This is a genomic window from Lysobacter sp. Soil_N_51 (assembly GCF_057655755.1).
The window spans coordinates 266,964-282,146 of sequence record NZ_JBDGLR010000010.1; the positions used below are offsets into that span (position 1 = coordinate 266,964).

The 15,183-nt window shown below is 67.1% G+C and carries 7 protein-coding genes; all 7 read left to right on the top strand.

Going from position 1 to position 15,183, the window contains the following annotated elements; translation table 11 throughout:
* Positions 1-44 precede the first annotated feature (44 nt).
* The 7 genes from AC3A4T_RS20525 (at position 45) to AC3A4T_RS20555 (ending at position 15,138) form a co-directional block, all read left to right on the top strand.
* Positions 45-3,017, top strand: coding sequence for a TonB-dependent receptor (locus tag AC3A4T_RS20525; protein WP_487677079.1), 2,973 nt, complete (start codon positions 45-47; stop codon positions 3,015-3,017).
* A gap of 115 nt (positions 3,018-3,132) precedes the next feature.
* On the top strand, positions 3,133-4,668 hold the full coding sequence (locus AC3A4T_RS20530) for a serine hydrolase domain-containing protein (RefSeq protein ID WP_487677080.1): 1,536 nt from the start codon (positions 3,133-3,135) through the stop codon (positions 4,666-4,668).
* Entirely contained in the window at positions 4,607-5,434 is an 828-nt protein-coding gene (locus AC3A4T_RS20535; RefSeq protein ID WP_487677081.1) for a M15 family metallopeptidase, read from the top strand. Before AC3A4T_RS20530 ends, AC3A4T_RS20535 begins: the two co-directional genes overlap by 62 nt.
* An 88-nt stretch (positions 5,435-5,522) precedes the next feature.
* On the top strand, positions 5,523-6,632 hold the full coding sequence (locus AC3A4T_RS20540; protein WP_487677111.1) for a serine hydrolase domain-containing protein: 1,110 nt from the start codon (positions 5,523-5,525) through the stop codon (positions 6,630-6,632).
* Between the two features lie 175 nt (positions 6,633-6,807).
* Complete coding sequence (locus AC3A4T_RS20545) at positions 6,808-7,278, top strand: MarR family winged helix-turn-helix transcriptional regulator (protein ID WP_487677082.1); 471 nt, start codon at positions 6,808-6,810, stop codon at positions 7,276-7,278.
* A gap of 139 nt (positions 7,279-7,417) precedes the next feature.
* Positions 7,418-7,843: an organic hydroperoxide resistance protein gene (locus AC3A4T_RS20550; protein ID WP_056106586.1), complete on the top strand. Its 426-nt coding sequence runs from the start codon at positions 7,418-7,420 to the stop codon at positions 7,841-7,843.
* A 716-nt stretch (positions 7,844-8,559) separates the two neighbouring features.
* Positions 8,560-15,138 (top strand): autotransporter domain-containing protein, encoded by a 6,579-nt coding sequence (locus AC3A4T_RS20555; RefSeq protein ID WP_487677083.1) that lies wholly within the window; start codon positions 8,560-8,562, stop codon positions 15,136-15,138.
* Positions 15,139-15,183: the final 45 nt, after the last annotated feature.

The following is a 15,183-nucleotide window of genomic DNA, read 5'->3' on the forward strand; positions in this document are numbered from 1 at the left end:
CGTCGGCGGCAGCGCTCAACACTATTCTGGGGAGGCAGTACGCAATGAAAGGCAAGACCTTGGGTAAGTCCGCACTGTGCATGGCGATGGGGATCTGCCTTGCTTCGATGGCGGTGCAGCCGGCGCTGGCCGCCAACACCGACGGCTCGCTCGCCGGTCGGGTGGCCGCCGGCGCCGAAGTGACGGTGCGCAGCGTCGACACCGGTTTCACCCGCACGGTCAAGGCCGATGCGAACGGCAACTACCGCTTCCCGTTCCTGCCGATCGGCACCTACCAATTGCAGGCGAGCAAGGACGGCGCCGCGGTCGGCGCGCCGATCGAGGTCGTGGTCAGCCTGGGCAACGAAGCCAACATCAACCTCGGCGACGCCACCAACCTCGGCGCGGTGCAGGTGATCGGCACGCGGGTGATCTCGCCGGTGGACGTGCGCTCGACCGAGTCGGCGACCAACGTGACCAAGGCCGAGATCGAACGCATCCCGGTCGGCCGCGACGCGCAGTCGGTGGCCTTGCTCGCGCCGGGCGTGATCCAGGGCCAGTACGGCGGCGCTTCCTTCGGCGGTTCCTCGGTGTCGGAGAACGCGGTCTACATCAACGGCCTCAACGTCACCGACTTCTACAAGCGGGTCGGGTTCTCCTCGGTGCCGTTCGGCTTCTTCAAGGAATTCCAGGTCAAGACCGGCGGTTACTCGGTCGAGTTCGGCCGCACCACCGGCGGCGTGATCAACGCGGTCACCCAGTCGGGCAGCAACGAGTTCAAGTACGGCGCCGAGCTGGTATGGGAGCCCAAGTCGCTGCAGTCGAAGGGCGAAAACCACTACGACCGCGACGGCGATCCGTTCCGCATACGCAGCCACGACCAGTACGACCGCATCAATCTCAATGTCCATGCGTCCGGCCCGATCGTGAAGGACAAGCTGTTCTTCTATGCGATGTACGAGTTCCGCGACTACCAGCCCGAGAACACCAACGACGCCGGCAGCACGTTCTTCAAGGGCAAATCGGACAAGGGGTTCTGGGGCACCAAGCTGGATTGGCAGATCAGCGACAAGCATCTGCTCGAATTCCTGGCGTTCTCCGACAAGAACGAAACCACCACCGACAACTACCAGTTCGACCTGGCCAACGGCCGCCGCGGCAATCGCATCAACACCCAGTTCAACGAGGCCGGCGGCACCAACTGGGCGCTGACCTACACCGGCTACCTCACCGAGAACTTCTCGATGAAGGCCTTGTACGGCGAGAACAAGCGCGACCGCATCCAGAGCAGCCAGAACGACCTGGAATGCGATGCGGTGCAGGATCGCCGGGTGTCGGGCCTGCCGCAGATCGGCTGCGTGTCCTCGGCGCTGATCGAACAGGGCCTGGACAAGCGCGAAGCCGCGCGCCTGGATTTCGAATGGCAGCTCGGCGATCACCTGCTGCGCTTCGGCCTGGACCGCGAGGTCAACACCTCCGACAACGAGAGCTTCTACCCCGGCCCGTCGCGCAAGTTCTTCCAGATCTACTCGACCACGCCGGGCACGACCATCGAGAACGGCGGGGTGGTGCCGGCCGGGGTCAACGCCTACGTGCGCGCGCGTCAGCAGGAGGTCAGCGGCACGTTCGAGTCGATCAACTCGGCGTATTACATCGAAGACAACTGGCAGATCACTCCCGACTTCATGCTCAACGTCGGCGTGCGCATGGAAGGCTTCGACAACAAGGACGGCGAGGGCAATACCTACATCAAGATCGACGACATGCTCGCGCCGCGCCTGGGTTTCTCCTGGGACTTCAACGGCGACGGCCGCTCCAAGATCTTCGGCAACGTGGGCCGCTATTACCTGCCGATCGTCAACCAGATCAACGTCAAGCAGGCCGGCGCCTTCCTCGATGAGCGCACCTACTACGCGCTGGCCGGGCTGGAAGCGTTCGAGAAGAACGGTTCGACCTATTACCGGCCGATCCTCGGCCAGCAGATCGGCCCGGTCGACAACAGCCAGGGCGATGGCAGCGTCGGCGACCTGCGCAGCGAAGTCGACGCCGACATCGATCCGGTCTATCAGGACGAAGCCATCCTCGGTTATCAGTCGATGATCGACGAGACCTGGTCGTGGGGCGTGCGCGGCATCTACCGGCGCCTGCACAACGCCATCGACGACATGGAGATCACCTCCAACGGCATCCTGTGCAACGGCTCGCCCGGCGAGATCGGCTATGTGATGGGCAATCCCGGCAAGTCGGTCAAGCTGTACACCGACACCAACTGCGACGGCGTCAACGACGGCTACGTCAACATCGACACCTCGCGCGCCGGTTGGGCCCTGTACGACGCCGACGGCAACTATGTCGGCGAGCGCGGCTGGGTCAAGCCCAAGCGCACCTACCGCGCGCTGGAGTTCATGCTCGACCGCGCCTGGGACGACAAGTGGGCGTTCAACGCGTCGTACACGTGGTCCAAGAGCGAGGGCAACGCCGAAGGCCCGTCGAATTCCGACTTCGGTTTCGACAACACCGGGCGCACCGAGTCGTTCGACAATCCGTTCGTGAACTTGAACGGCGACGGCCCGCTGCCGAACGATCGCCGTCACCAGATCAAGCTGCGCGGCGCGTATGCGATCAACGACAACTGGTCGGTCGGCGCGACCTTGAACGCACAGTCGGGCCGGCCGATCAACGCCTTCGGCAAGGGCAGCCCGTTCGACGGCACCAGCTACCACAGCTTCTATGTGTGCGTGGCGAACTGTCAGGCCGACAACTTCGCCGAGCGCACCTACGAGCTGCGCCGCCGCGGTTCGGGCGGGCGCACGCCGTGGATCTTCGACATGGGCGCCAGCCTGAGCTATCAGCAGCAATTCGCCCAGGCCAATCTGCGGGTCAAGCTGGCGGTGTACAACCTGCTCAACCAGCAGCGCAGGATCGAAGTCGACGACGAGTACGAACAGGACATCGGCTTCAAGAACCCGCAGTACCTGTACGGCACCGGCTATCAGTCGCCGCGTTACGCCCAGTTGACCGTGTCCGTGGATTTCTGAGCACCCGTTCCCTCGACCCCTTGGCGGCCCCGTGACGCAGGGCCGCGCTTTCTCTACCTCGACAGGGCCTCCACCGATGCGACGCGACTCACTGCGGTGGACGGCCCTGGTTTTTTTGACGTGTGCCTTCGCCGTTCCATCGTCGTCGGCGCGGGAGACGCGCGAGGCGGCGCTGGACCGCATCGTCGATCATGTGCAGGCGCGCTATCGGCTGCCGGGTTTCGCGATCGGCGTGGTCGAGAACGGTGAGGTCGTGTATCGGCGCACCTCCGGCGAACTCGTGGCGGGCGAGGGCGGAAAGATCGGTCCCGACACGGTGTTCAAGATCGCCTCGAACACCAAGTCGATGACCACCGCGGCGCTGGCGCGGTTGGTCGATGCCGGCAAGCTGCGCTGGGACGATCCGGTGACGAAGTACCTGCCGGATTTCCGCATGCACGACGATTGGGTCAGCCGCGAAATGCAGGTGCGCGACCTGCTGATCCACAACAGCGGCCTGCGCGCGGGCGCCGGCGATCTGATGCTGTGGCCCGAGCCGAACAGTTTCAGCCGCGCCGATATCCTGCATGGGCTGCGTTATCTCAAGCCGATCCACAGCTTCCGTTCGCGCTACGACTACGACAATTTGCTGTATATCGTCGCCGGCGAAGTCGCCGCCGCCGCGGGCGGGGCGCCGTACGAGACGGTGCTGCGCCGGGAAGTGTTCGAACCACTGGGTTTGTCGCGTTGCCAGATCGGCGCGTGGGATCGCGACGCGGTCGGCGACGTGGCCCAACCGCATTCGCAACGCGAGGGACGTTATGTCGCGGTGCGTCGCGACCCGGCCCGCATCGACGCTTCGACCATGGACCCGGCCGGCGGAGTGCGCTGCAGCCTCAACGATATGACGACCTGGCTGCGTGCCTGGCTCGATCCGCAGCGCGCCGGTGTCGACGGCAAGCCGTGGCTGTCGGCCGAGCAACGCGCGGCGCTGTGGCGCGCGCAGATGCCGATGAACGTGTCGCAGCGCCAGCGCGAATGGAGTAACACTCATTTCGCCGCCTACGGTTATGGGTGGCGTTTGAGCGATGCCGACGGTGTATTCAAGGTCTCGCATACCGGTACCTTGATGGGCATGTACTCGCTGGTGACGCTGCTGCCGGACAAGCGCAGCGGCTTCGTGGTGTTGATCAACGGCGATGCCGGCGATGCGCGCGGCGTGTTCGATCAGATGTTGACCCAGCACTTCACCGCGCCGGATTCGCCGCGCGACGCGCCCTGGTACATGGATGCGATCTCGCGCGAGGCGCAGGCGCCCGCGCGCAATCGCGCGCCGGATACGTCTGCGCGCAAGCCGGTCAAGTCGAAGGAACTGGCCGCGTATCTTGGCGTCTACCGCGACCCGTGGTTCGGCGAGGTGCGGGTCTGCGGGCGAGACCGCGATGTGCAATTCGCCGCACGCAAGTCGCCGCTGCTGACCGGTAAGATCGTCCGGGTCGGCCCGCGCCTGCTGGTCGACTGGGACGCCGAGGAAGTCGATACCGAGGCCTGGATTGATTTTTCCGGCAGCGGCTCCACCGCCACTTTTGTCATGAGCAAGGTCGATCCGGATGCGGACTTCAGCTACGACTACGAGGACCTGGCGTTCGCGCGTATCGGCGATTGCGGTTGAAGCCTGCGCGCTGCTGGTGCTGATCGGTTGCGTCGCCGCGGTGCGCTCGCCGGATGCGCTGCCACCGAAGGGCCATGACGCCACCGCATCCGCGCCGGTCGCCACGGCCGCGGCGCGAGCGGTCGCCCCGCGCGTGTCCACCGCGAGCGATGCGGCGGCCGCGGGCATGGTCGAGATCCGCTCGCTGGTGCCCGACATGTCGCTGGAGATCCGCTACGCCGGCAGCGACAACTTCGTCGGCCGGCCGGTGATCGGCTACGAGGCCGCCGGTTGCTATCTGCACCGGTCGGTCGCGCAGGCGCTGGCGCGGGTCGAGCGTGAATTGCGCCCGCAAGGACTGCGCCTGCATATCTTCGATTGCTATCGGCCGGTGCGCGCGGTGCAGGATTTCGTGCGCTGGGCCGGCGATCTCGGCGATCAGGCTACGAAGTCGCGTTACTACCCCAAACTCGAAAAAAGCGTCTTGCTTGGCGATTACATCTCGCCGACCTCCGGCCACAGTCGCGGCGCGACCCTGGACCTGAGCCTGATGGAACTGCGCGACGGCCGCTACGCATTGTTGGACATGGGCACGGGCTTCGACTACTTCGACGAGCTGGCGCATACCGATTCGCCGCATGCCAACGCGATCCAGCGCGGCAACCGCGAACGGCTGCGCGCGGCGATGCGGCGCGAAGGGTTCGAGAACTATCCGCTGGAGTGGTGGCATTACACCTACAAGCCCGAGCCCACGCCGGAGACCGCGTTCGACTTCCCGGTGCGGTGAGCGCGGCCCGCGTGGACCGGCGCAACGACATCCCCTTGCATGAGGTGGCAGCGTGATCCTGACTATCGGCATGAACTGCGGACGCGGCATGCATTGGCCGGTGCGGCGCTTGATCGCGAGCTTGGGTATCGGCGCGCTGTTGAGCGCCTGCGCGATGACGCCGCATCCACAGGCGCAGGGGACCGATGCGCTGCAACGCGAAGTCGATACCTTGATGCGCGACTACCAGGGCCAGGTCCCCGGCGCCAGCGTATTGGTCCTGCGCGACGGTCACGCGCTGCTGCGGCGCGGGTACGGCTTGGCGGTGGTCGAGACCGGCGAAGCCGCGAGCGCGCAGACCAATTACCGCCTGGCCTCGGTGAGCAAGCAGTTCACCGCCGCGGCGGTGCTGCTGCTGGCGCAGGACGGGACGCTCGGCCTGGACGATCCGATCAAGCGCTGGTTGCCGTCGCTGCCCAAGGCCGCCGATGCGATCACCATCCGGCAGATCCTCAGCCATCAGTCCGGCCTGATCGATTACGAAGACGTGATGCCGACGAGCTTCGACGCCGATCAGCGGCAGATGCACGACCTCGATGTGCTGCAGGTGCTCGAAGGCCAGGATCGAACCTACTTCGCGCCCGGGCAGGGCTATCGCTACAGCAACAGCGGTTACGCGCTGCTGGCCTTGACCGTGCAGCGCGCGTCGGGGCGCAGCTTCGCCAGCTTCCTGCGCGAGCGCATCTTCCTCCCGCTGGGCATGCGCGACACGGTGGCGTATGAGCGCGGCGTGTCCGAGGTGGCGCATCGCGCCTACGGTTACAGCGATGAGCAGGGCCGGTGGGTGCGCACCGATCAGAGTTCGACCAGCGCGGTGCTTGGCGACGGTGGCATTTATTCGTCGATCGACGATCTGGCGAAGTGGGATGCGGCCTTGTACGACGACCGTCTGCTCAGCGACGCATCGCGCGCGCTGGCCTTCACCGCGCACACGCCGACCGACGTGGCCGATGTCGGATACGGCTATGGCTGGCGCATCACCGGCGAGACCTTGTGGCATTCGGGCGAGACCATGGGCTTTCGCAATGTGATCGTGCGCTGGCCGCGGCGGCGGCTGACGGTGGTGGTGCTGAGCAATCGCAATGATCCCGAGCCGTATCGGTTGGCGTTGGCGATTGGGCGGATGTATTTGCCGGGGAGTGCGGTCGGGGCGCCTTGAGGATGGGGTGCAGGCCTGGGTGTGAGGGGCGCGGGGTGTTGGGTGGCGCGGTCGCGGCTCGCGCCGCTCTTACAGGGGGCCGCCGGGGATTCGCGGCACGGGTGGAACGATGTGGACCGCAGGATCTTGCGAATAGTGCTTGCTATTAAATAGCGCGCTATGTAAATTTCGGGCCATGAAGAAGACCGCCGCCACCGCCGCCAAGCCGCCGCAGCCGACCCTGCTGCTGGACGACCAGCTGTGTTTCGCCCTGTATTCGGCCTCGCTGGCCTTGAACAAGGTGTACCGCAAGCTGCTTACCAAGCTGGGCCTGACCTATCCGCAGTACCTGGTGATGATGGTGCTGTGGGAGCGCGACCGGGTCACGGTGTCGGAGATCGGCGAGCGCCTGTTCCTGGACTCGGCCACGCTGACCCCGCTGCTCAAGCGCCTGGAAACCGCAGGCCTGCTGACCCGCACCCGCGCGGCCAGCGACGAGCGCCAGGTCATCATCGAGCTGAGCAAGGCCGGGCGCGCGCTCAAGACCAAGGCCCAGGGCGTGCCGGCCGGCATGTCGTGCGCGCTGGAGGGCTGCACGGTCGAGCAGCTCACGGTGTTGAAGACGCAGCTGGAGTCGCTGCGCGAGAACCTGATCCGCAATGGCTGACGTTCGCCGCGACCGGCGTCGAAGTCACATTTTGAAATAGCGCGCTATTGAATAGCGAGATATTGAAACACAAGTAACCGAACATCAACGTAGCAACCCACCTCATCCCCGCACCATCCCCTGTCCACGGAGCATTGCCATGTCCATCGAAAAAGTCCTCTACACCGCCCACGCTCACGTCACCGGCGGCCGCGACGGCCGCGCCGTTTCGTCCGACAACGTTCTCGACATCAAGCTGACCACGCCGCGCGAACTTGGCGGCGCCGGCGGCGAAGGCACCAACCCCGAGCAGCTGTTCGCGGCGGGTTACTCGGCCTGCTTCATCGGCGCGCTGAAGTTCGTCGCCGGTCGCGAGAAGATCGCGTTCCCGGCCGACGCGTCGGTCGACGGCAGCGTCGGCATCGGCCAGATCCCGACCGGCTTCGGCATCGAAGTCGAACTCAAGATCTCGCTGCCGGGCCTGCCGCGCGAGCAGGCGCAGGAGTTGATCGACAAGGCTCATGTGGTCTGCCCGTATTCCAATGCGACCCGCGGCAATATTGATGTGACTTTGACTCTGGTTTGATCGCGACGGCGGTCGCAGCACGCGCTGTGGCGCGGCTGCGACTCACTGGTAGGCCAGTTGTCCCGAGGCCCGGATGCGCAAGCATCCGGGCCGTTTTCGTTTGCAGTGCCAGGTTCGCTTACTGGTCGTGCTCACGTTCGTCATTCCCGCGAAGGCGGGAATCCAGGGCTTTTCGTGCGAAAGATCCACGTATCAGACAGCCCGCGAAACGAACAAGCGCGTCGGCACAGGATGGTCTTCGCTAAAGTCACTGGATTCCCGCCTTCGCGGGAATGACGACTTGGGAATACGTAGGCGATGCGAAAGCAGATCCCCAGCCCCCTTTTCCAAAGGGGGGGACAGCAAAGACCAAGAGGCTGGAAAACACGGCGCGATCTTTCACGCGACCCATGACACTTGGTGAGCATGCGTGAGCCTCGTACATCACCATGAATGCGCTCAGCTTCGGGTGATCGTTTGTGAGTTGCACGGAAGCTCCGCGCTAATAAATTGCTAAGCGATTGCCCAGACTTGCATCGGGGTTTCGTTCTCTTCTAATCACGAGCCGGCTCGCTTTGTAACGCTGTCGAAACCACTCGTCGCTGTCGGATGTCGGGGCCCTGATCGCCCTGGCCGCGGCTGCGCGGACGCGACGCGGCGCGATGCCGCCATGGCCGAAGGTTCTCGTCCTTCGACCGTCCCGTCCGAGTCCTTGATCGGCCAATGGAGAATCGGTCATGCCCGCACGCGCGCAACGTCGTCTTCGCTTTCATCCCCTGAGCCTCGGCGTCGCGCAAGCGATTCCGCTGCTGATCGCGCTGCAGTTCTACAGCGGCCAGGCCGCCGCGGCCTGCACACCGGCCGCGCCGGTGGACGGCGACAACGTCAGTTGCACCGGCGTGCCGATCCTGCTGCCGCCCAATCCCAATTCGTTCCTGAGCGGCGCCAACAACCTCAACGTCACCGTGCAGTCCGGCGCGATCATGAGCACGCTGCCCGGCGGCACCGCGATGACCCTGGGCGGCAACAACATCACCCTCAACAACCTCGGCGCGATCGACGCCAACGCCGCCGGTTCGCTGGTGCTGGCGCGCGCGCTGACCATCGGCAATCTGATCGCGCCGACCAACGGCAACGTCACCGTCAACAACCAAGGTTCGATCGAAGGCACCTTCGACGGCACCTTCGGCCTGCGCGGCACCGCGATGGTGGTCGCCAACAGTGGCACCACCACCATCACTAATTCGGGCACGATCGGCGTCAGCGCGCTGGGTCTGTTCGATCCGGCCAACTCGATCGCGGTGGCGATCTACGGCGGCGGCAACGTCAACTTCACCAACACCGGCACCATCACCGGGCGGGTTTCCTTCGCCAGCCCCGGCAGCGGCGGCAATACCTTCGTCAACGCCGGCACTATCAACGGCAGCGTTTCGCTCGGCACCACCCTGAGCAACGACACCTTCGTCGCGGTCACCGGCTCCTCGCTGGCCAATCCGCTGATCCCGCTGCCGCCGGTCGGCGTGCCGACCCCAACCTTGCCGCCTGGTCTGCTTACCTTCGCGGCGACCGGCACGGTCGATGCCGGCATCGGCGGCAGCGATACCCTGGTGCTGCAGAACACCGTCGCTGGTCCGGGTTCGGGCACTAGCGGCACCGGTTCGATCTCCGGCCTGCAATACCTCAATTTCGAAAACCTCACCGTCAACAGCGGCACTTGGACCTTGAGCGGCGCGGTGGTCAGCGGCGGCGCCACGCTCAACGGCGGCCTGTCGATCTTCGACAACGCGCTGTCGTTTGGCTTGGGCCCGCTGACCGCGAACGGCGGCGCGATCGAGGCCTCGCTGCCTGGTTTGACGCTCGCGCAGAACGTGAACCTGACCGGCGGGCTGATCGTGCAGGGCGCGAACGCGCTGAGTCTGGGCGGCACGATCAGCGGCGTCGGCGGTCTGATCAAGAACGGCGCGGGCACTTTGTCGCTGCTCGGCAACAACAACTTCAGCGGCGGTCTCGCGCTCAATGGCGGCGGCCTGACCCTGGGCAACGCGAATTCGCTCGGCACCGGTCTGTTCCTGGTCGGCGGACCGGCGACGCTCAACACCGCGTTCACCGGCACGCTCACCAATCAGGTCCAGCTCAACGGCGCGCTGACGCTCAACGGCGCGGGCGCGTTGACCCTCGGCGGCAATATCGGCGGCGCCGGCAGTCTTACTCTCAACAGTGGCGCGCTGTCGCTGACCGGCAGCAACAACTACAGCGGCGGCACCATCCTGCAGGCCGGTTCGATCGATCTGGGCAACAGCGGCGCGCTCGGCACCGGCGCGTTGACGGTCAATGGCGCGGGTACGCTGACCGGCGCGGCCGGCGTCGCCTTGAACAACGCGATCGTGCTCAACAACACCTTGAACTTCGGTGCCGGCGGTGGCGGCGGTGCGTTGACCCTCAACGGCGGCATCAGCGGCGCGGGCGGCATCAGTCTGGCCGGCGCGCCGGGCCTCACCCTCAACGGCGCCAACACCTTTACCGGCGGATTCAATCTCGGCGGCGGCGCGTTGGTGGTCGGCAACAACACCGCGCTCGGCAGCGGCGCGGTCACGGTCAGCGGCGCGGGCAACCTGGACGCGAACGCGGCGGTGAGCCTGAGCAACAACTTCAACCTCAACGCCGGGCTCGGCATCGGCGGCAGCGCCAATCTCGCGCTCAACGGCACGCTCAGCGGTCTGGGCGGTTTGACCAAGAACGGCGCGGCCAATCTGACGCTTGGCGGCGCCAACAGCTTCGCCGGTGGCTTGAATCTGCAAGCCGGCGGCTTGAGTGTCGGCACCAACACCTCGCTCGGGCTGGGCGCGTTGACGGTCAACGGCGCGGCGACCTTGAATGCGAATGCCGGGGTCAATCTCGGCAACGCGGTGGTGCTCAACGCCGGGCTCGGCATCGGCGGCGGCAACGATATCGCGCTCGGCGGATTGATCAGCGGCGCGGGTGGGCTGGCGTTCAACGGCAGCGGCACGCTCGCGCTGAACGGTGCGAACAGCTTCGCTGGCGGTGTCGATCTGGCCAGCGGCAGCTTGAGCGTCGGCAACAATCTCGCGCTGGGCCTGGGCGGACTCAATGTCAGTGGCAGCGCTAGCTTGAGCGCGGGCCTGCCGGGCATCGCGCTGGCCAACAACGTCACCCTCGGCGCGGGCGCGACCCTGGGCCTGGGCGGAGCGAATGCGCTCAATCTCGGCGGCGCGATCAGCGGCGCGGGTGGTTTGTCGATCAACGGTCCAGGCAGCTTCACGCTCGGCGGCGCCAACAGCTTCGGCGGCGGCGTGTCGTTGGGTTCGGGCAATCTGCTGCTCGGCGGCAGCGCCTCGCTCGGCACAGGTGCGCTCAACGTCACCGGCAATGCGAGCCTGGCCAGCACCGGCGCGGCGCTCAATCTCGGCAACGCGATCAATCTCGGTGCGGGCGCGGGGCTGTCGCTCGGCGGCGCGGCCGATCTGAGCCTGGGCGGCGCGATCGCCGGCGGCGGTTCGCTGATCAAGACCGGCGCGGGCGCGTTGTCGCTCAACGGCGCCAACAGCTTCAGCGGCGGGCTGGATCTGCAGGCCGGCACGCTCAACGTCGGCACCGACACCGCGCTCGGCAGCGGCGCGCTCGCGGTCAACGGCGCGGCCACGCTCAACGCGGGCGCGGGGGTGAACCTGGGCAACGCGATCAATCTCAATGCGGCCTTGAACCTCGGCGGCGCCAACAACCTGGGTTTGAACGGCGCGATCGCCGGCGCGGGCGGCTTGAGTTTCAACGGGCCGGCGACCCTGAGCCTGGGCGGCAGCAACAGCTTCAGCGGCGGCTTCAATCTCGGCGGCGGTTCGCTGAGCGTCGGCGCCAATACCGCGCTCGGCAGCGGCGCGCTCAATGTCGGCGGCAATGCGAACCTCAATGCGAGCGCACCGGGCATCGCGCTGGGCAATGCGGTCAATCTCGGCGCCGGCGTGACCTTGGGCGTCAACGGTGGCAACGATCTGTCGCTCGGCGGTGGCATCGGCGGCGCGGGCGGCCTGGCGATGAGTGGCACCGGTGCGTTGAACCTTAGCGGCGCCAATACCTTCGCCGGCGGCGTCGCGCTCAACGCGGGCACGCTCGGCGTCGGCAACAACCTCGCGCTCGGCAGCGGCGCGCTCAACGTCGGCGCGAACGCGGGCTTGACCGCGACCGTGCCCGACATCGCGCTCGGCAACGGCATCAACCTCGCCGCGGGCGCGCAACTGGGCATCGGCGGCAGCAACGATCTCAGCCTCGGCGGCACGATCGGCGGCGCCGGCAGTCTGGGCTTCAACGGCACCGGCACCTTGTCGCTGGGCGCGGCGAACAGCTTCAGCGGCGGCTTCAATCTCGGCGCGGGCACCTTGTCGCTCGGCAATGCCGGCGCGCTCGGCAGCGGCGCGCTCAACATCGGTGGCACTGCGAATCTGAGCGCCGGCCTGCCCGGGCTCGCGCTCGCCAACGCGGTCAATATCGGCGCCGGCAGTGCCTTGAGCATCGTCGGCGCCAACGGTCTGGATTTGAACGGCACGGTCGCCGGCAGCGGCACCTTGATCAAGACCGGTGCCGGTGCGCTCGGCCTCAACGGCGCGGTGCTCGGTTTCACCGGCGGTCTGTCGATCCAGGGAGGCACGCTCAACGTCGCCAATCCGATCAACGCCGGCCTCGCCTCGGCCGCGGGCACGACCGCCAACTTCAGCTCTGGGGTAGACAACCTCAGCGTGACCGGCGCGGTCGCCGGCGCGGTCAATCTCGGCGGCGGCAACGATGTGTTGAACGCATCGCCGACGCAACTGGCCGGCATCACCGGCGCGATCAACGCCGGTGCAGGCAGCGATACGTTTTCGGTTATCGGCAGCGGCGAAGGCACGTTGCCGGGCGCGGCCTTGAGCGGTTTCGAAAATCTGGGCGTCGGCGCGGGCGGCACCCTGATCCTGCCGAGCGGCGCGACCGGCGCGTTCGACAGCACTTCGATTGGCGGCAACCTCGTCCTCAACGGCAACCTCGGCGGCAATGCCAACGTCGCCGCGGGCGGCGCGTTGATCGGCGATGGCGCGCTAGCCGGTGCGTTGACCTTGGGCGGCGTGCTCGCGCCATCCGGTGTCGTCGGCGGCAGCGGCGCTGCGGCGGGCACCGCGGCGGCCGGCGCTTCGCTCAATGTCGCCAGCCTGACCGTGAACCCCGGCGCCAGTTTGCAGCTGCGCCAGACCGGCGCGGGCGCGACCGACAGCGTGATCGTCGCCGGCACGGCGACCTTGAACGGCGGCCAGGTGGTGGCGATTCCGCAAGCCGGCAGCTACGCGCCGGTGACCGACTACCGCATCGTCGATGCCGGAACCTTGAGCGGTGCGTTCAGCGGCGTCAGCCAGACCGCGTTGCCGTTCCTCGACGCGAGCCTGGTGACGATCGGCAACGACGTGTTTCTGCGCCTGAGCGAGCACGATGCCGGCGGCACCGGCATCCGCTTCAATCAGTTCCCCGGCTTGAGCGGTAATCAGCAATCGGTGGCCAACGCCCTGCAGGCGATCGCCGACGCCGACACCGGCCAGTTGCCGACCCTGATCGCGGCCGCGCGCGGGCTCAGCGCCGCGCAGGCGCCGCGCGCGTTCGACACGCTCAGCGGCGAGACCTACGCTTCGATCGCCAGCGCGCAACGCTACAACGCCGAGCAGATGCAGCGCAGCGTGGCGCGCCAACTCGATCGCGCGCGCGATGCCGGCACCGAGGACGAAAGCACGCTCGGCACGGTGTGGGCGACCGCGTACGGCGGCCGCGCCGAGTTCGACGGCGACGGCCTGGACGGCATCGACAACACCGTCGGCGGCATCGCGATCGGCCTGGAGGGTTCGCCCGGCGAACATTTCCGTTTCGGCGGCCACATCGGCATGGCTCATTCGAAGATGGAAACCGACCGTCGCCACGACAAGGTCGACGGCGATCTGTTCAACGTCGGCATCCACTGGCTGTATGCGCCCGGCGGCTTCTGGACCCAGGGCGCGGCCGGTTACAGCTACGCCAGTTTCGACGCCGAACGCGAGATCTCGGTGGGCACGTTCAACCGCCGTAGCGATGCGCATTTCAGCAACGACGGCGTGTACGCCATGCTCGAAGCCGGCTGGCGCTGGGACGGCGCGAGCGTGCGCGTTGAGCCCTTGCTCGGCGTGTACTACAACAAGGTCGAATCGGTGACTTTCACTGAACAGGGCGCGGGCGATGCGAACCTGATCGTGGCGACCGGCAGCTTCGACACCACCACCGCCGGCATCGGTGTGCGTTTCTCCGGCGTGCCGGGCAGCGCCGCGCGCAAGCTCACGCCGACCGCCGATATCCGCTATCTGCACGATCTGCAGGACGATCAGCCGTTCGCGCGCAATGCCTTCGCCGGCGCGACCGTGCCGGGCTTCGGCGTGAGCGGCTTCGCGGCCGAACGCAATCGCTGGAACGTCGGTCTGGGCCTCGCGTATCGCATGAGCCCGGTCAGCAGTGGCTTCATCGAATACCGTGGCGACATCGGCAGCGACGATCGCGCGCATTCGCTCAATATCGGTCTGCGGCTGGGTTGGGGCGGGTCGTCGGCGGTGGCGGCGGCGCGCGCGGCGCCGGTGACCACGAGTGTGGCGGCGAGCGAGCGTGGTTCGGTTGATCGCGGCTCGGTCGATGCGGCGTCGGCGCGCGATCCTGGCGCGGGCGCGGCTGCTTCCGCGGCGGGTTCGTTGCCGGCCGCGTCTGCGTCGTCTTCGCCGGTGTCGGGCGCGACTAGCTCGGGCTCGCATTCGGCCGGTCCGGCGGCTGCGGCCGCAGCCGCGGCAGGCACCGCGGCCGCGGCGATTTCAGCCGAACGTTCGGCCGGTGCCTCGGCAGCGGCCGCTAATAACTCAGCATCAGGGGCGAGTGGATCGGGAGCGGCGACCGCGGCGGCGGCCGGATCGAATGCGTCGGCAGCCCATGCCGCGCAGTCGGCCGGCGCTGCCGCGGGTGCGGTGGCCGCATCCGAGGCGGGTGCTTCGGCCCAGAGCGCCGCGCAACCGGCTGCGTTCGGTCAGTGCAAGGTTCGTCCCGCCGCCAAGGCAACGCCCTCGCGAACGGTGGCAAAGGCCAAGGCCAAGCCGCGTGGCGCGCGACCGATCTCCAAGACCCAGCGTGTCGCCTCGCGCGGCACCGCAAACCAGGCGAGCAAGCGGCGTCCCGCGCCGCGACTCGCCGCCGCGACATCGCGACCCGCCCCTCCGTCGGGCGCGATGACCCAGCCGACGACGTGGTGCGACGAGGCTTCGGCCCGGGCTCAGTAAGCCGGACCGGATGCACCGGCGCCGCCGGACGGGTGGCGCTACCGG